Origin of the sequence: Longinema margulisiae (genome assembly GCF_025266855.1) — a bacterium.
In the GTDB taxonomy this organism is placed as follows: Bacteria; Spirochaetota; Brevinematia; order Brevinematales; family Thermospiraceae; genus Thermospira.
This window is the reverse complement of the sequence record NZ_CP053071.1, coordinates 1,580,537-1,603,253: the sequence shown is the minus strand read 5'-3', so window position 1 is coordinate 1,603,253 and position 22,717 is coordinate 1,580,537. Positions and strand designations below refer to the sequence as shown.

General features: G+C 44.0%; 19 protein-coding genes. 8 read left to right on the top strand and 11 right to left on the bottom strand.

Going from position 1 to position 22,717, the window contains the following annotated elements; all coding sequences use genetic code 11:
* Positions 1 to 27 precede the first annotated feature (27 nt).
* Genes BREVNS_RS07220 through BREVNS_RS07210 form a run of 3 tightly spaced genes read right to left on the bottom strand, consistent with a single transcriptional unit; the run spans position 28 to position 2,951 of the window.
* Positions 28 to 1,080 carry a hypothetical protein gene (locus BREVNS_RS07220; RefSeq protein WP_483426349.1) on the bottom strand — a complete coding sequence of 351 codons (1,053 nt, stop codon included), beginning with the start codon at positions 1,078 to 1,080 and terminating at the stop codon, positions 28 to 30.
* A 31-nt stretch (positions 1,081 to 1,111) separates the two neighbouring features.
* A complete protein-coding gene (locus BREVNS_RS07215; RefSeq protein ID WP_483426348.1) occupies positions 1,112 to 2,254 on the bottom strand; it encodes an RCC1 domain-containing protein in 1,143 nt (380 codons plus the stop codon).
* A gap of 46 nt (positions 2,255 to 2,300) precedes the next feature.
* Positions 2,301 to 2,951 (bottom strand): hypothetical protein, encoded by a 651-nt coding sequence (locus BREVNS_RS07210; protein WP_483426347.1) that lies wholly within the window; start codon positions 2,949 to 2,951, stop codon positions 2,301 to 2,303.
* Positions 2,952 to 3,373: 422 nt separating this feature from the next.
* Here BREVNS_RS07210 and BREVNS_RS07205 point away from each other — a divergent pair, with 422 nt between their 5' ends.
* The 3 genes from BREVNS_RS07205 (at position 3,374) to BREVNS_RS07195 (ending at position 6,616) form a co-directional block, all read left to right on the top strand.
* Positions 3,374 to 4,057: a SagB/ThcOx family dehydrogenase gene (locus BREVNS_RS07205; protein WP_483426346.1), complete on the top strand. Its 684-nt coding sequence runs from the start codon at positions 3,374 to 3,376 to the stop codon at positions 4,055 to 4,057.
* Positions 4,058 to 4,169: 112 nt separating this feature from the next.
* Positions 4,170 to 5,399, top strand: a complete 1,230-nt coding sequence (locus BREVNS_RS07200; protein WP_483426345.1) for a hypothetical protein — start codon at positions 4,170 to 4,172, stop codon at positions 5,397 to 5,399.
* 11 nt (positions 5,400 to 5,410) lie between these two features.
* Positions 5,411 to 6,616 (top strand): hypothetical protein, encoded by a 1,206-nt coding sequence (locus BREVNS_RS07195; RefSeq protein WP_483426344.1) that lies wholly within the window; start codon positions 5,411 to 5,413, stop codon positions 6,614 to 6,616.
* 238 nt (positions 6,617 to 6,854) lie between these two features.
* Here the strand turns inward: BREVNS_RS07195 and BREVNS_RS07190 are convergent, their stop codons facing one another.
* The 5 genes from BREVNS_RS07190 to BREVNS_RS07170 form a co-directional block, all read right to left on the bottom strand.
* A complete protein-coding gene (locus BREVNS_RS07190; RefSeq protein WP_483426343.1) occupies positions 6,855 to 7,700 on the bottom strand; it encodes an SPOR domain-containing protein in 846 nt (281 codons plus the stop codon).
* 392 nt (positions 7,701 to 8,092) lie between these two features.
* Positions 8,093 to 8,455, bottom strand: a complete 363-nt coding sequence (locus BREVNS_RS07185) for a GntR family transcriptional regulator (protein WP_483426342.1) — start codon at positions 8,453 to 8,455, stop codon at positions 8,093 to 8,095.
* Complete coding sequence (locus tag BREVNS_RS07180; protein WP_483426341.1) at positions 8,445 to 9,224, bottom strand: hypothetical protein; 780 nt, start codon at positions 9,222 to 9,224, stop codon at positions 8,445 to 8,447. The genes BREVNS_RS07185 and BREVNS_RS07180 overlap by 11 nt, the downstream gene beginning before the upstream one ends.
* A complete protein-coding gene (locus tag BREVNS_RS07175; RefSeq protein WP_483426340.1) occupies positions 9,214 to 10,062 on the bottom strand; it encodes an ABC transporter ATP-binding protein in 849 nt (282 codons plus the stop codon). The genes BREVNS_RS07180 and BREVNS_RS07175 overlap by 11 nt, the downstream gene beginning before the upstream one ends.
* 62 nt (positions 10,063 to 10,124) lie before the next feature.
* Entirely contained in the window at positions 10,125 to 12,875 is a 2,751-nt protein-coding gene (locus BREVNS_RS07170; RefSeq protein WP_483426339.1) for a DEAD/DEAH box helicase, read from the bottom strand.
* A 127-nt stretch (positions 12,876 to 13,002) separates the two neighbouring features.
* Between BREVNS_RS07170 and BREVNS_RS07165 the strand changes: the two genes are divergently transcribed.
* Positions 13,003 to 13,587, top strand: coding sequence for a hypothetical protein (locus BREVNS_RS07165; protein ID WP_483426338.1), 585 nt, complete (start codon positions 13,003 to 13,005; stop codon positions 13,585 to 13,587).
* On the opposite strand, the gene BREVNS_RS07160 is transcribed toward BREVNS_RS07165, so the two are convergent.
* A complete protein-coding gene (locus tag BREVNS_RS07160) occupies positions 13,569 to 14,369 on the bottom strand; it encodes an aldolase/citrate lyase family protein (protein WP_483426337.1) in 801 nt (266 codons plus the stop codon). The two genes, BREVNS_RS07165 and BREVNS_RS07160, sit on opposite strands and share 19 nt — an antisense overlap.
* 364 nt (positions 14,370 to 14,733) lie before the next feature.
* On the opposite strand from BREVNS_RS07160, the gene BREVNS_RS07155 reads away from it, so the two are divergent.
* The gene (locus BREVNS_RS07155; protein ID WP_483426336.1) at positions 14,734 to 15,480 is read left to right on the top strand and encodes a YebC/PmpR family DNA-binding transcriptional regulator; all 747 of its coding nucleotides are present in this window, start codon (positions 14,734 to 14,736) and stop codon (positions 15,478 to 15,480) included.
* Between the two features lie 2 nt (positions 15,481 to 15,482).
* Positions 15,483 to 16,652 carry a lipid-A-disaccharide synthase-related protein gene (locus tag BREVNS_RS07150; protein ID WP_483426335.1) on the top strand — a complete coding sequence of 390 codons (1,170 nt, stop codon included), beginning with the start codon at positions 15,483 to 15,485 and terminating at the stop codon, positions 16,650 to 16,652.
* Between the two features lie 604 nt (positions 16,653 to 17,256).
* Here the strand turns inward: BREVNS_RS07150 and BREVNS_RS07145 are convergent.
* Both BREVNS_RS07145 and BREVNS_RS07140 read right to left on the bottom strand, forming a co-directional pair.
* Positions 17,257 to 18,039 carry a transposase gene (locus BREVNS_RS07145; protein ID WP_483426334.1) on the bottom strand — a complete coding sequence of 261 codons (783 nt, stop codon included), beginning with the start codon at positions 18,037 to 18,039 and terminating at the stop codon, positions 17,257 to 17,259.
* A 227-nt stretch (positions 18,040 to 18,266) separates the two neighbouring features.
* Entirely contained in the window at positions 18,267 to 19,499 is a 1,233-nt protein-coding gene (locus BREVNS_RS07140) for a hypothetical protein (protein ID WP_483426076.1), read from the bottom strand.
* Between the two features lie 704 nt (positions 19,500 to 20,203).
* On the opposite strand from BREVNS_RS07140, the gene BREVNS_RS07135 reads away from it, so the two are divergent.
* Both BREVNS_RS07135 and BREVNS_RS07130 read left to right on the top strand, forming a co-directional pair.
* Positions 20,204 to 21,274, top strand: coding sequence for a response regulator (locus tag BREVNS_RS07135; RefSeq protein ID WP_483426333.1), 1,071 nt, complete (start codon positions 20,204 to 20,206; stop codon positions 21,272 to 21,274).
* A gap of 413 nt (positions 21,275 to 21,687) precedes the next feature.
* The gene (locus BREVNS_RS07130) at positions 21,688 to 22,716 is read left to right on the top strand and encodes an HD domain-containing phosphohydrolase (protein ID WP_483426332.1); all 1,029 of its coding nucleotides are present in this window, start codon (positions 21,688 to 21,690) and stop codon (positions 22,714 to 22,716) included.
* Position 22,717: the final 1 nt, after the last annotated feature.

The window sequence follows — 22,717 nt, the reverse complement described above, 5'->3', positions numbered from 1 at the left end:
CTTCTTTCAAAATATCTTCTCAGCCTCTCAATTGAGAAAACTCCAGTCCACATAAGGCTGTGAAAACATCTCCGATGACAGAAGCCATTCTGCCCATGCCCTTTCTCCCTCCGAAAATGTCCTTCCAAACACCGCCCGATATTTCTCATCAATAGCCGAGGCGGTATCCGTATATTCAAGGCTTCTTAAAAATCTTGCCATTTTTTCTTTTTCTCCCAAAATAAACCAGTGGTAGTAAATAAAAGAAGCGGCTATATGGTAATAGTTTCCTATGGTGGGGCTTTCATGACGACGCATGAGAAGAGACACAACATTACATCCCCCTGGAGAGATACCACAACCCTCAAGGTATTGACGAGCCACAAAATTCACATTCTGTTCCCGGTAATCATAATTTCCCTCCTTCTGAAAACATTGGGCCACCCCCTCATTGAAAACCCAATTACTGATAATCACAAGCATATGGATAATCTCATGGGAAGACGCACAATCCCAGGAGTCAAAGATCTCTCCTCGCCACGGAAAAGCCCACAACGCCGAACGAGAATTCCCTGTAAAAGAAATGGCATAATAACGAATCTTTGGTTTCTGAAGCTGTGGCTGAAAAGGAGCAAGCAGATTGGTCAGATATCGATAGTATTTCTCCAGTTCCTGAGTCCTGTCTATGGGAAAAGGCCCATAGTATTCAAAGTGTTCACTTACAAAGACAAAACGTCTCCACAATGGTTTCTTTATACCCTCTTTTAAGGGACGCTTCCAATTGAATGTCCCTCCGTCTACTTCTACCGAGGAAGCAAAGGGATCTATCATTCCCATACCATCGGCATTAAAATAATAGAATATCTTTTGGCTATCTGCAAAAACAGGCACCCGAAAATACCAGAAATGATTTGTTTTTGCCCGAGGCTCTATTGTCAGCGCAAACCTCTGTTCCTGAAAATAAAGGTAAAGAACCACATTCGTGTGGTAGGTGGAATGAAAAAGAATAGTAGCCTCTTGTATTTTCTTTTCTTCTTCGGAAAAAACAAAAGAAAATCCTAACCATAGCAACACTACCATTTTTGTTTTCAAGCTTTTCATCCAGAATCTCCTTCCACAAAATCTCTCCCCCTCACCACCACCCATTGGTCCATCGCGTCACATACGCATCAATATCCTCCCCCCAGAAATAACTTGTATCCACCACACCCCGATGATCCGACCCTGTTCGCCAGAGAACACCATCGGCCGTCACCACAAGACTATGAAGATACCCACACGTTACCTCCTCAGCATTCGAAAACACCTTCGTCCAGTTCGTCCTCGCATTCGTATCCCCTGTCCCCAACTGCCCATAACGATTGTCCCCAAAACCCCACACCGTCCGATTACTGAGAATCACCAAACAGTGAAGCGGTCCCCCTGATATCTTCCACACATTCGAAAGCACCACCACCCACCGATTCGTCCCAAACAAGTCCCCCGTCGCCCACAATCGCCCATCACCCCCAAGAGCAAGACTGTATTTCTTGCCCCCTGCCGCATCCACAATATTCGACAACACCGCATGCCAGCGGTAACCAGCCTCCCGATAGTCCCCCTTTCCTATTGCCCCCCAGCGGTTTCTCCCTGCCACCCAGAGAATATGATTACTTTGAATAGCATAACTCGTCCAGTATCCCGCCCGAATTTTCATCACATTGGTCAAAACCTGAAACCATTCCCCATACCGTTTTCCTTCCATCTTATTCAACGCTGGTAATACACCGTATTCTCCCTCCCCCACCCCCCATGCACTCCCATCGGGTCTCAAAACAAGCGTATGGAACCCCCCAAAGGTTACATCCACTACATTGGACAGGGATACCATCCACTGCGTGACATACCATTTCCCTACCTTCTTCTCATCAACTCCCAGAAGAAAAAGCCTCCCCGCCTTGACATACAAAACATTATTCTCAGAAACAAGTGCACGAGTGGTCAACCCTCCTGCCAGTCTTTTACCCCTCGATATCGTCAAAGTCCATTTCACGTCTCTCATCTCGTCATCACTGATATCATAATCAAAAATACCCTTATACCCAAATTCCCACACACTCCCATCCCTCAAAATAATACCACTCCACTCATAACCAGCTGCCACCTGGCTCACAGGTGCAGGGGCAACAGTTGTTTGTTGATAATTCTGCCTGATTTCTCTACCACTCTCCTGACCATAAAATCCCTTTACGATACTCACCCCCATCACAAAAACCATCAACCACTTTATTTTCATACTCTCTTGCTCCTTTTTCTTTCTCTCAGATCCGCTGTGTCTTCATTTATATTCCTATATCAGATTCATCAAGTCTTATTATCTTCCACTTTTGTCCCCTTTTCTCAAAAAAAACATACAATGTGGGTCTCTTTTGCTCCGGAGCTATCTCATTATACCACTCCCGAATATCATAAGAGGCCGATACCCTTACAACAAAAGAAGAACTTTTTTCTTTGCCAACGGAAGAATCTATGCTTATCTTGAAATCTACTTTTTCACCCAGAGAAGCCTGTTCTAAAAGCGCCCAGTAACTCCAGAAAAAGAATCGCTCGAATTTTTTCATCATCACATCCTTCGCTGTCTTCCTTATTTCTTCATACAATTGGCCATCACTATGAGAGCGCAAAAAATCATAAAGTTCTTCAGAAGAGCGTCGAAAAATACAAAAATTCAACTCATCAATCAGATCAAAAAGCTCCCTGTCAAGAGGTTTCTCCTTCCGATCCAGCATCCCCAAATTCGATAAACATTTTTCTATCTCCTCCTGCGTATAATAAAAAGGATAACCCAGATAGTAGTCCTCATAGTAGTCCTGTAATTTTTTCTGGCGATAGGGCTGTGTCAAACGCCCTATCGCCTCCTCCCTCTCTCCCCTTTCTGCGTAGCAAGCCCCAAGAAACAAAAGAAGAAAAATACAATACCATCCTGTTTTCATCGTTCGTTGCCTCCCAAAATACAAAAATTTTCTCCTCTTTTTCCCTCTTTAAATTTATTTTCAGAATCCACTCGTCAACAAAACGACTATCTTTGCAGTTAATTTCACCACCCCCTCTATACCCCCCTCCCATGACTGAACCCCACTATAAGCCTGATCGTAATACCTTTGTACATAGACCCTTACCCATGTATCCACAGAAAAGGCTAAATTCCACCAAAGAAAAAAGGCTTAAAAAACCATCGTTTTTTCATAGAAAAACCTCTCTTATTTTGCCTTTATTTTACAACAAACAGAAAAAATGTCAAGTAGAATAAGAACTTCCCCCTTTATTGCAGGGGCTTCAACCCCGCTCCCCAAAAAAGTTGCCTTTCCTCCCCATTCTCATTATACTCCTCTCAGAAAAATCCTATGGAAAGAAAATGCAGAGAAGAAAGGTTTTCTTTTTTCTCCTGGGCTGTATGTCTCTCACAAACCTCACCTACCCTCTCACAAACCAAAAAGAATGGCTACTTCCCCGCCCTTCCTCCAAAGGAAAAACCTCTGTAGAAGAAGCTATCTTCCAAAGAAAAGCCTGCAGAACATACCAGAAGACCCCTCTCTCCCTCGAAGAGATCTCCCAGCTTCTCTGGGCTGCAGCAGGCAAAACCATCGATGGCATCACAGGTCCAACCCGTTCCCATCCCTCGGCTGGGGGACTCTATCCGGTGGAAATATACCTGGTGGTGGGTAACATTCTTTCTTTCCCTCAGGGAATCTACCACTACCAGTGGTGGAATCATTCCCTTTTTCTCCTCAAAGAAGGAGACTTTCGTCCCATCCTGTCTCAGATGGCTTTGGGACAACAAGCACTTGTCTCTGCCCCGGTGGTATGTATTTTCACCGCCGTTTATGAGAGAACCACAAAAAAATACGGAAAACGCGGGGAACGTTATGTCCCTCTGGATATAGGAGCATCGGCGCAAAATATGTCTCTGCAAGCAGAGGCTATCGGCCTTGGAAGTGTGTGGATTGGGGCTTTTGATGAAGAAAAAGTGAAAAAACTCCTCGAAACTCAGGATAGAGAGCCTCTTCTTCTCCTGCCTCTCGGAAAAACAGCAAGATAAAAAACTTTTCCTTCTCCGCCTCTCAAGGCAAAAAATTTTTTCTTTTCTCTTCAGTTTCTTTACCCCTTTGCCGTAAAAAACAAAAAGGATAAAAAACAGAAAGGGGGGTGCTATGTGGAGGTCGATAGCCCTGAGAGGGTATATTCTCTTTTCTCTGTCTTCTGTTGTATTTTCCCAGAATCTCGCCGTTCTTTATTTCTATCGAGGAGATCCTGTACGAAATGTGAGTGGTGCTGATATCTTCATGGTGGATCACATTACCACCAATGTAATCCGTCTCACCAGAAAATACGAAATTGTGACAAGAGAAACCATTGGTGAATATCTTCTGAAACGAGGTATCACCAATGCCCCAACCAATGTGACTCCAGCTATGGCTCGTGAGAATGCCTCCAACTGGGGACTCAGTGATGTGGTGGAGGTCACGTTCTCGCCTGCTCCAAAAGCAAAAGCGTTTGAAATTACCCTCCGGATATGGAATGCCCTTGAAAATCGCTACGTCCGCGAAGAAAAAATCCCCGCCCAGAGTGGAAGGGATATTTTTGGCGCACTGGATCCGATGAGCCTCGCGTTAGCAGAGAGCCTCACCGGCAAACGTCTTGGTTTTGGAACTCTGCGGGTAGCCACCACTCTCAAAGACCCAATCATGTACATTGATGGCATTGAATACGAAACCTCTTCTATCATGATGGAAAACGCTATTGCCGGACTTACCCATTCCGTTATCATTGGTTACAGAAAAAACAATACCTTTATCGGCCTCTATACCAATAATTTCGAAATCAAGGATGGATTTGCCTACGATCTCACCTACCATCACGAAGAATGGGTAGAGGTGATCGACCTCAGAACAAACACCAACCGTATCCCCAGAGGGGAATATCGCCCTGCTGCTACAGGACAGGCTTCTCTCCATATAGGACCATCGCTACGGATTGGCAATATGAGCCTCGTCTGGACTGGAGCCTACCTCAGCTGGCAAAGCCTTGTCCTTGACCTCTCCCTCGGTTATACCCCCCGTATAACAGGCATGGATGCAGGCAACATATATATGCATACCATTGGACTTCAGAGTACTCTTACTCTTCGTCTTTTTGACTATGAGGAAAGTCTCTGGAACACTGGTCTGTGGTTATCAGCAAGTGAGTTTGCCGGCGTCTATCCCTTCTTTGTCTTTTACAACAAAGGCTGGCCTGTCTTTTCCACAGGCCTTGTGGTTTCCCTGAGGTGGGGATTCAGGTGGGTTCCTTCGTGGCTTCGATCGCTTGAAATCGATGCGATGGGTGGCATGGCTTTTGCTGAGACCCTCTATCCTTTGATAGGTTTCAGCATCCGATATTGAAGGGGGAAAGTATGAAAAGGGGAAAATACATATATATCTTTACTATTTTTTTGGCTATGATCGTGGGGAGTTGTTCTCTGCTTTTAGGTCCTCTCTCCCGACTGAGTCTTGAAGCCCTCGTAAGCGGCGAATGGAAATGGGAATGGGTAGGAGAGTGGAGCGGGTATGAAATAAACTTTAATTATCCTCGTTCGATAAAAACTTATGTACTCGGGGTAAACGAAAAGCCAGGCTTTGCAGTATATTACAATTTTTACGTTACTACTCTTGTTGGATGGTATATTCATATTACACCTAAGGGAGAACTTCAAGAAATAATGCATGAAGTTGGCACTTATAACTATCCTCTTTCTGATCCTCTTCACTGTTATGTAGATCCAGAGCAAAAAGAGGTCACCGTGTTTGGAGCTAATATCACTAATTCTAGTATCTCCCTCTATGGAGGTGTTTTTTCCTACAATCTCATAAACAATTCAAGAAAAGGGGTTTGGGTTGGTGCTGCTCCGGATGCTGCTTATCTATTGCGTGCTATCCCTGTTGGAAAAACTCTCTTTTTCCAAACCAACAGTTATTCCGTCGCAAAATGGAATATTGAGAGTGGAGATCTCCAAATCTTCCAGGGATGGGGGTCCACCCTCAAAAGCATTTTCCCCATAAAGGCAGACAAAGCAGAAAACGCCCTCCTCCTTTTCATTACCAATGATACGTACGCAACAAACTACGCTGCCTTTTACGATCAGACAGGAAATGAAAAACCAGAGATGCGAATGAGCTTCATGGGATGGGTTGGTAGCAACTGGATAGGAACTGTCGGAGAAAAAGGTGTTTATATGCTCATCAGCCCAAAGTATCCCTACAATATCTATCACCTCTTTGCCTTTCAAAATGGCTCATGGGAAGACAAAGAAACCAAAGAGGTAGTGGTACCCGCGATTGACAAGGTCCTCGGAATAGATATCATGGCTATCGGAGGCATTATTGCAATTGCCTGGCTCGTAGAACCTACCACAGTGGTTGTTTCTTTCTATGAAGAAACCAAGGACTCCCTCACCAAAATCTCAGAAAAAACGCTTTCCGTTTCCCCAGAAAAGGGAAGTATAGAAGGTATAAACCTTTTCTACGACAGGGCAGGACACAGGCTTTTCTTGGGGGTTTTGCACGCTGTGCCCCCTGATAACCATGTGGGCGTTTCCTACTTCTGGCTACCATGGTTGTAAAGATCCTTTCCACCAAAAATAAAGTCCTTTCAATGAAGGAAGCTTTCCAATACTCTCAAAAAGACGTAAGATCTTTTTTCTCCAGGGAAAAAGTTTAGAAAAAACCTCGCTATTCCCATGTTTCAGCAACCAAGCTGAAACATGGGAATAGGTAAAAAAATCCCCCCTCCCAAAAAGAAAAGCCTTCTTTTTCCCTGGTGGAGAAAAAGAAGGCTTGGAAAAGAAGAGACACATCTCTCTATTTCAACGACAAAACATAGGCATCCTTTCCCACCGGGCTCTGTTTCAGACGAGCAAGGGCACTCTCAGCCTCTGTCTTGGAACCATAGCTCCCCACTCGAACACGATAATAGGTGGTCTCGTTGATGGTTGTTTCCACAATATAGGGTGAAAATCCTGCCTGACGAAGCTGATTTTCCACAGCCTGCGCTTTCTCCAGTGAGGTATGAGCTGAAACCTGGATAGTAAACGATCCCATGCCAGAGGTACTTCTCTGCCCAGAAGGAGTGGAAACAGGCTTTGTTGCCTTGTTTTCTGAGGGTGAAGACACCTTTGGTTTTGCCTCTGTTTTCTGCTGAGAGGGTTTGGGAGAAGTATTTTCAGTCAGGGAGGGAATAACAGGTACTTCCGCCACCGGCGAAGGGGTAGATGAAGCTACTGGCGTTTGCTGAACAACTTCCTGGGCCTGCTGAACAGGAAGAGATTGCTGTTTCAGGGCTATCTCCGTTTTCTGTTCCTCAATCTTTTCGGCAAGGAGAGCCTGTTTCTCCTTCTGCACCTGAGTAATCTCTTTTTCCTTTATGTTCCCTAACCAGTACCCCAAGAGAAAAGCAAAAACCCCAAAAAAGACAAAGATAGCACCTACCCATACAAGCTTTTCATCAATATCAGAGGATGAGGCAAGTGGCTTTTTATCTTCCTCAATACGCTTTTGGGTAGAAGTCTCAAGAGGTTTTGGGCGAGAAGACGATTGATACGTACGAGAGGGTTTATAATCCTGAATCCCACTGGAACGCAACTGAGAAGATTCCTCTGGAGCGATAAAATCTTTATCAAAAAGATCCATGATATCGACATCTGCCATAAAGTCCTCCTTCTTCACTTTTCTTTTTTCGGCATTTTCTCAAAAAGAATAAGGGCTTTTCTCGCAAGAATGTCTTTGAAAGACTCTTTTGGATGGATCTTCTAATCCTCAGGGGCTATCACCATATTTCAGCAAAACCTCCCCTTTTTGCTGAAACAAGGGAAGAGCTTCCCCCCATACACAAGACGAGACCTTTGCACGAATGTGCAAAGGTCTCAAGAAAGTAATAAAAAACAAAAAAACAGTATAAAAGTATACCTTTTTATAATAAAAAATCCTATTTGTTGGATAAAAAAGACAAATAGACCCTTGTAAACAGAAAAAACGGGGTTTCAGGGGCGTAGCCCCTGACCTAAACAGGGGAAGAAAACACCCGTGGAAGGGCCTCAAGACTATTTCTTCTCAAAACTCTCATACAACTTTTGAAGTTCTTCCCAGGAAACCCCAAGAAGTTCCATCTGCCGGAAAAACTTAGGACACTCCCGGTGAAGAAAGGTTTCCCTCTTGAGACGAAGAACCTCCTGATACCCATTCTCAGAGACAAAAAAACCAATCCCCCGTTGATTCACGATAATACCCTGATTTTCTAAATACCCATAGGTTTTCACCACGGTATTCGGATTCACAGAAAGCTGACTGGCCAAATCCCGAATGGAAGGTATTCTCTCTTTCGGTTTCCAGACCCCCTTCAAAATATTCTCACAGACAAGATCCGCAATCTGAAGATAAATCGCCTGCTGAGAATCAAACTCCATGAGTAACCTCGTATCGTACAAATCGCCGATAGGCCAGACCATACGCCACGAAAGCAGAAAGATAAAAGAGAACTCTTCCGGTCCAGAAAAGAGAATCAAAAATTCCCTTCGCTAAAGAAGGTGGTACCACTCCTTTTGTCGAATATAGGACAATCCCATTCCAGGAAACCACTGTCCCGAAAAGAAATTGAAGAAGCGGCGTAGAAAAAAACGAAAGAAGAAACGACACTCCAAACAAAAGCAAGGTAGTTTTCACAAAGGCAAGATGAGAAAACACGACAGAACCCCAGAAAAACCACGCCTGCAAGACAAAAAAGAAAAGATACCAGTGCCAGAGCCATCCATAAAAAGGAAAAAACACAGGGATAAGCGTCCCCGTGAGATAGTAAATAATCAGCATGGTGAAAAGGGAATACAGAAAAAGCACTACAAAACCCACCAAAGGATATACAATGACAGAACCCAAAAGCTTACTCACAAACTTTTCCACAGGACTGGCTGGCAACAAAAGATAAAATCCCTCCCCCTGCGTATGAAGATCTGAAAAAGCGAGCGAACTCAAAAAACACCATACCCCACCTAACAAAAACATATCCAGCCCAAGATAAAAAGTCACCTGAAGATCCGCCGGGAAAAGAGACCTAAGCCATCCCATCCCAAAAGAGAAAACCAGAAGAAGAAGCGCGAGAAGAAGCATCACCCATACCCACCGCCGAAAAAAAAGCCTCACATCGATCAGAAAAAGATGCCATATCCGCTTAAGACTCATACCGTTTCTCCTTCAATTCCCGGAAAAAAGAGACCTGTCGAACACTGGCCTCAAACAAAAAAGAGAGTGGGATCTGGGTATCCTCCCCTCCTTCCCGCCGCAGAAGAACCTGATACCCCCCAAGCGCCGGTTCAGCATAGAGAGCCTGTTTCACCAGTGCCTCATCTGTTGTCACCGTATAGGTAAACAAGCGTTGACACTCTTCCATCGTCGCAGAAAAAATAACCTCTCCATAATGAAGAATAATCACCGCATCCAAAAGGTTCTCCACCTCTTCAATATGATGAGTAGCAATGACCAAAAGCTGACTCTCATCAACCGAAGAAGCTATATGCCGTCGGAGAATAGACTTGGTGGTAATATCAAGGCCATTCGTCGGTTCATCCCAGAGAATGACCTTCGCCTTTGTGGCTAAAGAAAAGGCAAGATAAAAACGCTTCAAATACCCAAACGAAAGCTTGGCTAAAAACTCATAAGGATTAATATCAAAGGTTTTGGCTAAGGTATGAAAAAGTTTCGTGTCAAAAGAAGGATAAAGCGGGGCATACAGATCAAGAAACTCATAAACCTTCAACGGGGGAAGATACGGTTTTTCCGGCACATACGAGAGATTTTGTAAATACGAAAGCGGACGTTTTCGAATATCCAGCCCATTTCCCTTTGCCTCGCCATCAAAACGCTCAATAAGCCCCGCCATCAAACGAAGAAGGGTGGTTTTGCCTGCTCCATTATGGCCCAAAAGCCCATAGACATGTCCAGGCACTAACGTTAGATTTACATCCTGCAAGAGAAAATTTTGCTTCGGCAAATGATAACGAACATCTCTGAGTTCAACCATTTCCTTTCCTACTGTTCTATTTCTGTGGTACACTTACAGTATAGCGAAGAGCTCTGTTTTTGTCAAGAGAATTGTGAAGGACTTACCTGCAAAAACTCCACCAATTCTTCCCACGAGAGATGGGCAAGAAAATCCGCATTGCTCGTCACAAGCGCCTGAAAAAGAGCCTTTTTTCGCTTCTGGAGCAAAAACATCTTTTCTTCTATAGTCCCCTCTGTAAAAAGCCGAAACACATGAACCGTCTTTTTCTGACCAATGCGATGAACCCTATCAATGGCCTGTTTCTCCACCGAAGGATTCCACCACGGATCCAGAAGAATCACCGTATCTGCTCCCGTGATCGTGAGTCCCGTTCCCCCGGCCTTTGTAGAAATCAAAAAAACAGGCATCTCTCCCTCATTAAAGGTATCCACCAGATCCACCCGATTCTTTGTCCGACCATCAAGATAGAGTAACTCAAGCCCCATCATTTCCAGTTCCTTTCTCACTATCTGCAAGAGCTCTACAAACTGACTGAAAATAACTACCCGATGACCACTATCCAGGGCCTCAAGCACAAGTTCCCTTACCGCCCGCATCTTGATAGGTTCTTCCTCTGGAGAAAAACCCACCAGAGCAGGATGAAGACAGATCTGACGAAGTTTTGTTAGCCCCGCTAAAAAATGCATAAGGCCTTTCTGAGAAGACGATCTCCATTCTCTTTCACAGGAGAGCCTGATAACCTCCACCGTTTGAAGGTAGAGGGCTTTCTGACTCTCAGTGAGATCCAGCCACACCTCCTGCTCGATCTTCGGTGGAAGTTCTGCAAGCACCTCTTCTTTGGTACGACGAAGGACAAAAGGCCTCACAAGATTTTTGAGTCTTCGACTGGCCTCTTCCCTCTCTGAAGCCACAGGGCTTTGAAGCGGAATTTCAAAGGTTTTTGAAAACCAGCTGTGACTTCCCAAAAAACCCGGCATCAGAAAATCAAAGATAGTCCACATTTCCGTGATGGTATTTTCGATCGGTGTCCCTGTGATAGCCAACCGATGATGCGCCTGCAAAGCCTTGAGGCTTTGTGTACGCTTGGCTTTCTTGTTTTTGACATGCTGGGCCTCATCCAAAACACAAAGATGAAAAACCTGCCTATGATAAAACTCCCTATCCTGATGAAGTAAACTATAGGAAGTGATAAGAACATCATACTCTTCGACTTGTTTTTGTTTTTGCCTCCTTTTCTCTAAAGAACCATCCATCACCAAAAAACGAATCTCCTGTCCTGCAAACTTTGTGATCTCCTTTGCCCAGTTGTGCATGAGAGCAGAAGGACAAACAATAATACTCTTGCCATTTCCTTTGATAGAGAGAAGAAACGCAATCATCTGAAGCGTCTTTCCAAGACCCATCTCGTCGGCAAGAAACCCACCAAAATGATAATGATACAAAAAATGAAGCCACCAATACCCTTCCTTTTGATAGGGTCGAAGAAAAGGCGCCACCTTTTCTGGAATGGGAATACTTCTATCCAGCACCTCTCCCTGAAACGGAAGATCCTGATACGAAGAAGGAAGATGAATTTTCATCTCCCACGACTCTTTTGCCTTTCCCACGATATCCTTCAAAAGAAAAATATGAGAAGGATGAAGTCTCACTTTTCCCTCTTCCTTTCTCAAAAACCAGGCATCCTCCAGTTGCGAAAGCCAGCCCCGTTCATCAGAAGAAAGCGAGAGATATCCCTGCCCCCGCTTCACATACCCATACCGTACCAGATGGGCTCTTTCCTCAGGGGTGAGAACACGTCCCTCAACACTTACGGAAAAATTTACCTCTAACCAGTCCATACTCCCCAGGGGCACCACCTCAAAAACCACCTCTTCAAACCTTCCTCTTTTCCACGGGGGGATCAATGTTACCAGTGGTTGAATCCGATCAAGATACTCCTCAAAAAGGGTTTTCATATCATGGGACTGAATGGTGTGCTGTTTTACCTCCCCTAAAAATCGGGAAAAACTTGCTAAAGTTATGTCAGTGATGGTATGAAGTTTTTTATACCCTTCACTCATCGGAGAGAGAAACCACACCCTTTTTTTCTTTTGAAAAAGAAGACGTTTTCTCTGAAGAATGGTTTGATGAATCTCATCATGACGCAAAGGGAAACGTTCCCCCTCTATCACCACCCAGAAAACCACCTCGAAAAAGCCCTCCTGCAACTCATGAAGTTCCACCTCTACCGTTACATCAAAAATCTCCTGGACCTCAGGAAAAGACAAGGCAAAATGCTTTTTGAGAAGAGAAGACATTGGAAGAAGTTTGTCCACCATCTCTATATCAAGGGGAATTTTTCCCTCCCGAAAAAGAAGAGAAAGCTTCTCCTGAGAAAAAGGAGAAGCTATGGGACGAATCACGTTGTTTTCAAGCACAAGAGGAATAGTAGAGGTGAGAAGAAAGGCCCCTTTTGTCTGATTTATAGCCTCAAAGGGGTCAAAAGAGATCGCTCCTTTCCAGACCACATATTTCTTCTCATACCGATAAAAAGGGTGGGATGTATACTGACACAACAGTTCCAGAAACCACCCTTCAAAAGGGGGAAAAAGCGAAAGTTTCCCCAGATTCTCTCTGTGATCAGTATTCCAGCTATAGGCGAAAAACGTCTTGAGAAAACTATACTCTTCTACAGAAAGCCACTCCTCAGAAAGAAAAAAAATCTCCCACTCATCCTTCTTGTCTAACAAAAAGGAAAGATCCTCCGAAGTCTTGAGATGCACATCAAGCCTTTCCACCGTATGCTGGGCTATTATCCAGTCAAGAGAGAGAAAAAAAGATCTTTTCTTCACCATTTTCCCCTTCTGTCATCATACGGATGGAAAAAGCATTTGTCAAGAAAGACCCGCTGAATTTTTTGAAAAAAATCTCGTTACCAGCTATACTGTACCTACTCAAGCAACCAAGGAGGAAAATCGTATGAGAATGCTTGTGGGTATGATTTTTGTTTGTCTGGTAAGCATGGGGTGGGCTGAGGCCGATGCGAGTATTATCCTTCACGAGAACACTCTCAACAAGTTTCTTGCGGCGGTGGGCCCAGTGCAGAAGACAGAGAACTTCTCCATTAGTAGTATCAAAGGGCAATATCGCTGGCTTGTTCAAAACCCCCGTCTCAAACTTCTCCCCGGAAAGGCCCGATTTGAAGCCGATGTCACCGTCTCTCTTGTTTCCCCCTCTCTCAGTTATTCTACCCCTGCCTATGGAGAGGTATCCGTTGTTTATGATAGTGTTTCTAACCGTATCAACATCAAGGTGGAAAAGGTGGCTTTTGAGGTGGCTTTTACTATCCTTGGAAAACGCATCCGCATTGCCGAAGTGGATATCTCAAAGTTTTACCAGATCGCTTTCGGATTCCCTGGACCAAAACCATTTGAAGCCGTTGTGGATGTGGCTATGCCCGACGGCTCTAAAAGACCCATCAAGATCGAAACCAAACCTGTTCTCGCCATCGAAGAACAGCGTATCGTGGTGGGCTCAGAACTGGTTTATACTCCCATGAGATAATCTTCGGGAGATGGTTGTTTCAGCCTTTCAGAAAGCTTGGCCAATCTCTTGAGATCTGGATCAAGGAAACAATCGCTGGTTGTCTTCTTGGAGAGAATAAAAAGCTTCTCAAAATAGAGGGCATCTGAGAGAGACGCCGTCTTGTAGAGAAAGACCTCCAGCGGAAGAATAACCTTGCGGGTTTCGACATATTTGAGAGCATGAAGGGCTTTCTCATGCTGTGGAAGCTTCTCCTGAGTCGTGGCGGAGATGTTTCCTCCCAGCGTGATGGTAAATTCCCTCCCCGCTACCTCACAGATATGTTCTACCGTTTCCCAGATCACCTCACTATCAGGCGTTACCTCTTCATCAAAGAAAGAAGCACTGAGGTCTGTTCTTCCAATGGTGATAGCATCAACAAATCCACGAGACACATCTAGGATCTTCTCAAGCTGCGCCACCGCCTGTTTCGTTTCAATATTGATGGCTATATGATGAGACTTCTCTGCAAAAACACTTTCATAGGCATCCCGAAACTTCTTCACCCCAAAAGGAGATTCCACCATCGGAGCAATAATCCCATCCACACCCAATTCCATACAGTCTCTCATATCTCGTACCGCCTCCACCCCTCCAATCTTGACATGAAACGGAACGCCTGCTTGAAGGGTGAGTCGCCTGAGTCTCACCATATCCTGATAACTTGCCCCTTCCGCCTCAAATTCAGCCTTTATTCCACGAATGTGATAAAGTTCCTTGAGAAGAATCAGAGATTCTAACATTTCTTTTTCGATAACCATCATATATGCCTCCTTGCCCCTATGTATCTTTTCGTATAAAATCCAAAAAAAATGAGTGTTTTCCATGTTTTTTCTTCGTGTTTTGTTTTCTCTCTTCTCGTTAGGAGAAAACCACCATGCAAAAGGGTTTAGAAAGGAGATAAAAAGGGGCTAAAGAAATGCCAAATAAAGGTATAAACAAAGCTATTTCCTTGTTTCAGCAAAAATGAGTTGTTTAGCTGAAATAAGGGAATAGCCATACTTTCCAGTCTTCTGCTTCAGGTAGAAAACCGCATAAAATCGACAATTTTTTCTCCCCATCTCCCTCAAAAATTGCAAGAAAAAAATTTTTTCTCTATAATATATCCACTCTAATGAGGAGGTTCTCATGTCAGGTCATAATAAATGGGCCAACATCAAACAACGAAAGGGTGCTCAGGATGCCAAAAGAAGCAGTCTCTTTTCCAAGTTGGTGAAAGAGATTATTATCGCCGCTCGTGCTGGTGGCAATCCTGATACCAATCCCAAACTCCGTGTGGCTATTGACAAGGCCCGTGATGCCAACATGCCCAAGGACAATATTGAAAAAGCCATCAAACGTGGAACAGGAGAGATAGAAGGGGCAACATACGAAGAATTGGTCTATGAAGGATACGGTCCTGGTGGTGTTGCCGTGATTATGGACATCACCACAGATAACAAGAATAGAACCGCCGCCGAAATTCGCAAGATTTTCTCCAAACACAATGGTAACCTTGGAGAAAGCGGTTGTGTGGCATGGATGTTTGACAAAAAGGGATTCATCGCCATCCAGGCTGCAGGGGTAAGCGAAGAGGAAATCATGGAAGTAGCTCTTGATCTCGGTGCTGATGATGTCCGCTTGGAAGGGGACGTTTATGAGATCTATACTCCTGTGGAAAATTATGCTCAGGTATTAGAAGGGCTGAAAAAGAAATATACGGTAACCTCTTCAGAGATCGGCCGTTTTCCCAAGAATACCATGAAGCTCGAAAAAGAAGACGCTATGAAACTTCTCAAACTCATGGATGAACTGGAAAACCACGATGATGTTCAGAATGTCGCTTCCAATGCGGATATTGAGGACAGTGTGTTAGAAGAGTTTGCCAACAGTTAACCATGGGCAATCTTGTCCTTTTTACCAGCAACTGCTTTGGAGAAGACAGAAGTGCAGCCCTTATTGCCCGGGAACTGAAGATCCTGCTGGAGAAGCGTCAGTCAAGTTATCGGGTAATGGGGGCTTCTCTTATCAGTGAGGGAAAAGATTATACCTCACGAGGTATAGACCTTCTTTTCTCTTCCTATGTTCCTCCTTCGGGAGGATTTCCCACCCACAGCCTACGAGGGCTTTTTGCTGATCTCTTTTCGGGAAGTTTCACTGCCATTTTTCAGTTTGTCAAAACCCTGAAATCCCATGCTCAGGAAACCAAACTCGCTATTGTGGTAGGAGATGTAGCGCTTCTTTTCCTTACCAGACAGGGACTTCCCGGTGTTCCCATCGTCTTTCTCTCTCTTCCCAAGTCAGATTATATTGCTCCTCATTACGCCATTGAAGAATGGTATATTACCCGTCAGGCTTCTACCTTTCTTACGAGAGATGCTTATACAGCTGAAAACCTCCAGAAAAAAGGTATCCCCGCCCTTTTTTTAGGGAATCCCATCGTCGATGAATTAGAACCTACTTCGGTACTCTCCCTTTCCCAGGACAGGCCTGTTTTGGGACTTCTTCCTGGAAGTCGTGAGGAAGCCTATCAGAATTTTGTTCTCATACTTCCTGTTGTGGAAGAAGTCCACTCTCGTTATCCCTGCGATGTAGTGGCCGCCCTCCCAGGTACCCTTACTGATGAACGTCTCTCTTTTCTCGCACAAAAAAAGGGGTGGATCTATAAGAAATCTTCTCCCTTTCCCTTTCTTGAAAAAAACTCTATCCGTATTCTTCTCACTCGAGGAGTTTTTGCTGAAGTTCTTCATCTCTCCACGGTAATCTTAGGTCTTGCCGGAACGGCCAATGAACAGGCGGCAGCGTTGGGCAAGCCAATTGTTGCTTTCAAAGGAGCTGGTCCTCAAACGACCCTTCGCCGCTTTCGAGAACAACACCGTCTTCTTGGAGACGCCCTGTGCCTACGAAAAGACTACCCTCAAGGGGTGGTTGAAGAAATCCTCTCTCTTTTTCAAAACGCCCCGGAGAGAAAGCGTCGGGGTATGATAGGACAGCAGCACATGGGACCAGCTGGAGGCTCTAAGGCTATCGCTTCGTATCTTTTTCAAAAGTATCTTCAAGAAGGGTGAGATTGGAGAAAAAAGAAAGGATAGCATCTGTTGTGCTATTCCCTTATTTCAGCTAAAAGCCCCCTTTTGCTGAAACATGGGAATAGCCAAAGTACAAACTCGGGGCGTGTCCAGAGAAAAAGCGGTAGGTTTTGCTGAAACAAAGTCATAGCCAAAGCCGGTAATAAACCTTTTCCCCTTCTTTTTATCTTCCTCATCCCTTCCAAGCTCCCTTTTCGTTGTGCAAAGAATAAATTATCGAGCCACTTGCACGAATGTGCAAAGGGCTTTTATCTTCAATCATCACGAGACCCTTGCACGGGTGCTTTCTTGTCCTATCTGGGTCATGGGCTATGCCCCTGAAACCCCGATTTTTCCGTTCACGAGGGCTTATTTATCTTTTTTTGTTCAAAGGAATAGTTTTATTTATTACGTTAAGGAACATTTTTATACTATTTTTTGTTTTTTACTACTTTTTTGAGACCTTTGCACATTCGTGCAAAGGTCTCATCACTCTTTTTCCCTTTTGCAAACGAATATCCAGACGAGAAGCAGACTTCGAAGACTTTTTAGGATAAGAAGTTGGAACACCTCAGGAAAAATCCCAGTCGTCGGTACGCCTTTCCTACAGGACGATGGATTCCTGAATGAGCGTCTTGTAAGGGAGCAGAAGCTCTTCCCTATTTATCATCGACAAAAGCTTTTTCATTCGAAGGTCAGAGTCCTGATACAATGAAAAAAGACAAAACTCATCAATGTAGCGCTGAGGGTGTTTTCGACAGCCATGGTGATAAAGGTTTTCAAGTCGGTTAACAAGTTGCTGAAAGATATCAGAAAAAGCTTCAGGAGCATCAAGAATGGCCCTCATGCTTTGGCAGGAGAAGAGTGTCTTAAGACTATCGCACGAGATATTCTCTACAAGGTGAATGTGAAAATGGGTGGGAGAGGACGCATTATCACATTCGATAAGCTGAAAGGGCCGTTTCTTTTCCCTCTGGACTTTTTTGATGCCAGGGAGAAGAAAAAATTTCCGAAGAAGGTGGCGAAGGTGGTGTTTTTGCCTTGCCGAAAGGGCTCGCATCAGGTTACGGACCTTGTGGAGAAGTAGCCAGGCGGCTTTGTAGCTTACACCAAGATGTTTGGCAAGACTCACGCCGTTAACGTTTCCTTCACAGATAATAGCCATAGCGCAGAGCCAGGTTTTGAGAGAAAGATGACTTTTGCGCATGATGGAAATGCTTTTGATGGAAAACTGGTAACGGCAATGCCTGCACTGGTAGAGAGGACGACTGGAGAGTCGGTAGGCGGAATTTTCACATCGGGGACAGCGGATTTTTCCGTGCCAGAAGAGATCTTCAAAAAATTGGATAGTCTCTTCTTCGCTGTAGGTGAAAACATCTTTTGTCATAGGAGCCTCCTGTTTTTTTCTTTGTATATATTATCGAAAAAATATTGATTACGTTTCCAACAGGAGACCTGAAAGAGAGAGAAAAGGATAAAGAAGTTACCCCTGGCTCAAAAGATTTTTGTCAACTGTAGTATACAGGGAACATTTTAGATAAACAAGTTTTTTCTGGGGAAAGTACCCTTTTTAGGCCATAAAACAGGGCAATAAGTACGTACCATCCCTATGTTTTATATCACATCCTGCCAGTAGACACCATCGATAGCCTCATCACGATTATAGTAGTAATGCAAACGCACAGCAAGAACATTGGTTGCCCCTTCTCTTTTCCATACCCCTACATCCATTCTCTGGTTTATGGTTCGCATCACCCGTTCTGCCCTTGAGGTTGTTCCTGGCAAACCATCTTCACTGTCACAGGCGAACATGTCTTTTTGAGCACGAAGAAGATAATAAAAACAATGTTTGCGCCCTTTTTCGTGAAATAAGTCAAGAAGATTCTGAATATGCTGTCTGCGCTCGCTTTGATAACCAAGTCTTGTTTGCCAGTCATTTTTGTACCCCAAGAAACAGGCTTTCCCTGTTTCAGCGACAATATTTGTCCACTCAGAAGAACGATATCTCACTCTATCAAGACGAAGAAAATACTTCAATTGATAACTTACATGCCACAAACATCGTTGAAAAACGATACCGGGATGTTTGCCCTGGTTAATCCCTGTATCTCCATCGACAACAAGAAAAAACCGAGAAAAAGAGTGTTTTTCTTGAATGGGCTTAAGAAGTTTGTCCCAACCTGCATGGTAATTATCCACAAGAAGGCCTGCTATTCTTGTATTTTTTCCTGTCAATGGGGAGGCTTGTTGCCTCTCCTGCAAAAGAATTTTAGCTTCTTCTCCTTTTTTCTTGCCCTGAACAGGAATACCCGTCCCATCGGCTTCTCCACAGGGTTTTTCTTTTTCTGAGATACTGAAATGTATCTTTCTCCCAATATTTTGAAGGTTTTTCCAGAGGGTGCTAAGACCTATTTTATACCCTGTGAAGGAAAGAATACGAGCGGCCACTCGATAGGTGGTAAGAGCCCCGGCTAAAGCCACTCTGTAGATATCTTTCAGGATTTGCCTTTTTCGCTTTTCTACACCAAGAAGAGATCTTGTGAGAAAAAGTTTTCTTCCACACTTTTTGCATTGAATTTGGAGCTGAGGAAGAGTGATCTTTCCAAAGGGCATCAGAACAAAAACAGTGTTTTTTCCATGCTTTGTTTTCCATATGAAGTGATGTTTTTCTCCGCATGTACAGGTGATACGACCTTCTTTTATTTCTTTTTCTGCCACTTCTACAGAAATCTGATGAACAAATGACTCAAACACTCCTTTGATGGCCTGGAGAAAAACCACCACTAACGTCTCAAGTTTTGTGTCAGGGTAGTCGATAGTCAAAGTGAAGGTGAATTCTTTACGCATGGGTTCCTCCTTGTGTCCTATTATCGGCCAGGGAGGAACTTTTTTTTGCTTTTCCTCATCTTCCCACTGCAGGTCTCCTGAAAAAAACGTTACCAAAATATTGTCAAGGTTGTCCAGAAGTGGTTAGAAAGTTGTTATGGCAGGAAATTTTTCTCGTGCTATTCCCTTGTTTCAGCAAAAAGAAGGGGGGTGCTGAAATAAGGTAATAGCCAAAGGAGCAATTGTACTATCCTCGTTGACCCCAAAGCATATGGTTTTGCTGAAATAGGGTAATAGCCAAGGTCTTTGGGAAGCGTATGTTTGCTGACACATAGTATTAGGACCTGCTCTTCTCTCTGGGAGAAGGGCGCTGGAAATTTTTGCTATTCCCTTATTTCAGCCAAAGGGGGCTTGTTTGCTGAGACAGGGTGATAGGAAGGGGTGTGGGGGGTTTGTATGGCAGTGGGTTAAACGTTTAATCAGGGGGTGGTTGGCTGAAACAAGGGAATAGCCAAAGGCTAAAACCTCACCTCTTCTTCTCCTTGTCTCATGAGTTTTGCTGAAATAAGGTAATAGCCAGAAGTTCACTACCTCCACCTCCCCCTCCCTTTCAAAGACACTTTCCTCACACCTTTTCCGTTTCTATCGCACTTTGTATCACAAAATGAAAAACTATACCTCTGGTATAGTTGTTTTTTTTCTTTTTTGTGGTATAGTATAAATGTATGGAGAACAAGAGTAAAAAAATCCTTCTCGTCGAGGACGAGGCTATCATTAGCTGGAATATTGCCCGGCTGATAGAAAGGCATCACTACGAGATATGTGCTACAGCCCGCAGCTTTGAGGACGGACTGGAAGCTTTCGAAAAACATCAACCGGATGTGATTATCATGGACATTGTCCTCGCAGGTGAGAAAAATGGCCTCGACCTTGCTGAAGAAATCCTCCGTCGCCAATATGTTCCTATCATTTGTCTCACCGCTTATTCGACAGGGGCATACATCGCCAGGATCCGGAGCCTCAATATCTTTGGTTATCTTGTCAAACCCTTTGAAGAAAGGGATTTGGGGGTAATGATTCATCTTGCTCTCAATGAATCAGAAAGGGTAAAGGTTCTTGATCTTGATAGAAAACAAAAAGAAAATACCATCCGCCACTTAGGAGAGTATTTTCAATCATTAGCGGACAGCCTTCCTTTTCTGCTCATTGATTTTCATAGTGACGGAAAAATTTTCTATGCCAATACCATCGCAAAAAAGACCCTCGGTATCCAGGATGAAAAGAGTCTATCTTTTCAGGATCTCTTTCATGATGATTCTATCGTCAAGAGTTACTACACCAAGGCATTAGAGGGAACTCCCCAAATTTATCGCGTTCTCCCTTGTAAAGACCCTTCCGATAAAACCTGCTGGCATCTTTCCTTTTGGTTTCCTGTTTCACTCCCTACTCCAGGAACGGAAAAAGGCGTACGGTTTTTCTCCATCTCTCTCCAGGAATGGTTAGACCACCTTCTTCTTCCTCGGGAAAGACTCTGGGAACATTATCGTCTCACCGCAAGAGAAATCAATATTCTCCGGGGTATCCTTCAAGGAAAACGAATCCAGACAATAGCCAAAGAAAACTTCATCTCCCTTCCTACCGTGAAATATCACATCAATCAGCTCTACACCAAAATGGGTGTCAAAGACAGAGAAGAACTCTACCAGGTTCTCCAGGAAAAAGTGCTCAAGGATATGCCTCCCGACGTGTTTTTTGCCTATCTCTTTACCTCTCTTGTTCCTTTTATCAAAAAATAAACCCACATCCCAAAAACAAAAAGAATTGTGTCAAAATGAGACCCTTGCACGGGTGTTTTCTTGCCCTTTCTGCGTCAAGAGCTACGCCCCTCTTCCCTGCTTTTTCTGTTTACAGGAGCTTGTTTGTCTTTTTTATCTAAAAAAATAGACTTATTTATTATATTCTTGAGACCTTCGCACATTCGTGTAAAGGTCTCAAAATATCATTCTTCTCGGGTTTTTACAAAGAAGGCTATGACTTTGTTTCAGCTTGCAAGAGGGTTTTGCTGAAACATGGAAATAGCCCATCCTTTCTTCCCCTTCTTCCTCAAACAAACGCCCATCCCCCTCAATTTCTCTCTTTCTTTAGCTGCAAAGTTGCTTTATTTCCTTCTTGTTGCTATAATGAATAAGAGAAAAAATGGGGGAAAAGTATGGAACGAAAACTCTCCTATCTCATCGTGGATGATGACAGGTCCATTGTCAAACTCCTCTCTGAGGTACTCACGCTTCAACCCTATACCTTTCGGGTATTCTCCGCCTTAAGCGCCGAAGAAGCCATCACCACTTTAGAACATGAGTCCATCGATATTCTCATCGTGGATATTCTTCTCCCTGGAATGTCAGGTATAGACTTCGTTCGAGAAGCCTTCCGAAAAAACAGTGAACTTTCAGCCATTATGGTCTCAGGATACGCAGACATAGAAAAGGTCAGGCAAGCTTTGAAATTAGGCGTTTACGATTATATCATCAAGCCCATCAATATTGAGGAATTTCTCCACACTATTGGGAGACTTGTGGAACATCTTCATCTTCTTGATGAAAAAAAACTCTATGTTCAGACTCTGGAAACAAAGGTCAAAGAAGCCACAGACAACCTCGCCCATATATTTTATGAAATTCTTTCCTCTACTATTTATATCCTTGAAGCAAGGGACATCAACACGCTGAGACACTCTCAGGACGTAGCATGGTATGGAGAACTCTTAGGCAAAGAACTTGGCCTTTCTGAAACCGATCTGGAAAAACTTCGTATCGGTGGTATTCTTCATGACATTGGCAAGGTAGGGGTCAAGGACGAAATCCTCTTCAAGCCCGGAAGGCTCACCCCTGATGAATATGCTATTGTGAAACAACATCCCGTAATAGGAAAGAAGATTCTCTACCCCATTGCCCAATTTGATAAAGACATCCTTGACATTGTTTACTATCACCACGAATACTGGGACGGAAACGGCTATCCCGAAGGAAAACGGGGAGAGTCCATCCCAAAACTCGCCCGAATCATGGCTATTGCTGATGCGTACAGTGCCATGGTCGCCGAACGGGTATACAAACCAGCCAGAAAACCAGCAGAAGCCCTTGCCGAACTTACCCGATGTGCAGGTACTCAGTTTGACCCCGAACTTGTCCCCGTCTTTTGTACCATGATTGAAAAAAATCTTTCTTTTCCAAAGGAGTGAT

Coding starts and splice junctions, on each gene's coding strand:
- BREVNS_RS07220 (WP_483426349.1), bottom strand. CDS start 1,080: ATGAAAAGCTTGAAAACAAAAATGGTAGTGTTGCTATGGTTAGGATTT.
- BREVNS_RS07215 (WP_483426348.1), bottom strand. CDS start 2,254: ATGAAAATAAAGTGGTTGATGGTTTTTGTGATGGGGGTGAGTATCGTA.
- BREVNS_RS07210 (WP_483426347.1), bottom strand. CDS start 2,951: ATGAAAACAGGATGGTATTGTATTTTTCTTCTTTTGTTTCTTGGGGCT.
- BREVNS_RS07205 (WP_483426346.1), top strand. CDS start 3,374: ATGCAGAGAAGAAAGGTTTTCTTTTTTCTCCTGGGCTGTATGTCTCTC.
- BREVNS_RS07200 (WP_483426345.1), top strand. CDS start 4,170: ATGTGGAGGTCGATAGCCCTGAGAGGGTATATTCTCTTTTCTCTGTCT.
- BREVNS_RS07195 (WP_483426344.1), top strand. CDS start 5,411: ATGAAAAGGGGAAAATACATATATATCTTTACTATTTTTTTGGCTATG.
- BREVNS_RS07190 (WP_483426343.1), bottom strand. CDS start 7,700: ATGGCAGATGTCGATATCATGGATCTTTTTGATAAAGATTTTATCGCT.
- BREVNS_RS07185 (WP_483426342.1), bottom strand. CDS start 8,455: ATGGAGTTTGATTCTCAGCAGGCGATTTATCTTCAGATTGCGGATCTT.
- BREVNS_RS07180 (WP_483426341.1), bottom strand. CDS start 9,224: ATGAGTCTTAAGCGGATATGGCATCTTTTTCTGATCGATGTGAGGCTT.
- BREVNS_RS07175 (WP_483426340.1), bottom strand. CDS start 10,062: ATGGTTGAACTCAGAGATGTTCGTTATCATTTGCCGAAGCAAAATTTT.
- BREVNS_RS07165 (WP_483426338.1), top strand. CDS start 13,003: ATGAGAATGCTTGTGGGTATGATTTTTGTTTGTCTGGTAAGCATGGGG.
- BREVNS_RS07160 (WP_483426337.1), bottom strand. CDS start 14,369: ATGATGGTTATCGAAAAAGAAATGTTAGAATCTCTGATTCTTCTCAAG.
- BREVNS_RS07155 (WP_483426336.1), top strand. CDS start 14,734: ATGTCAGGTCATAATAAATGGGCCAACATCAAACAACGAAAGGGTGCT.
- BREVNS_RS07150 (WP_483426335.1), top strand. CDS start 15,483: ATGGGCAATCTTGTCCTTTTTACCAGCAACTGCTTTGGAGAAGACAGA.
- BREVNS_RS07145 (WP_483426334.1), bottom strand. CDS start 18,039: ATGACAAAAGATGTTTTCACCTACAGCGAAGAAGAGACTATCCAATTT.
- BREVNS_RS07140 (WP_483426076.1), bottom strand. CDS start 19,499: ATGCGTAAAGAATTCACCTTCACTTTGACTATCGACTACCCTGACACA.
- BREVNS_RS07135 (WP_483426333.1), top strand. CDS start 20,204: ATGGAGAACAAGAGTAAAAAAATCCTTCTCGTCGAGGACGAGGCTATC.
- BREVNS_RS07130 (WP_483426332.1), top strand. CDS start 21,688: ATGGAACGAAAACTCTCCTATCTCATCGTGGATGATGACAGGTCCATT.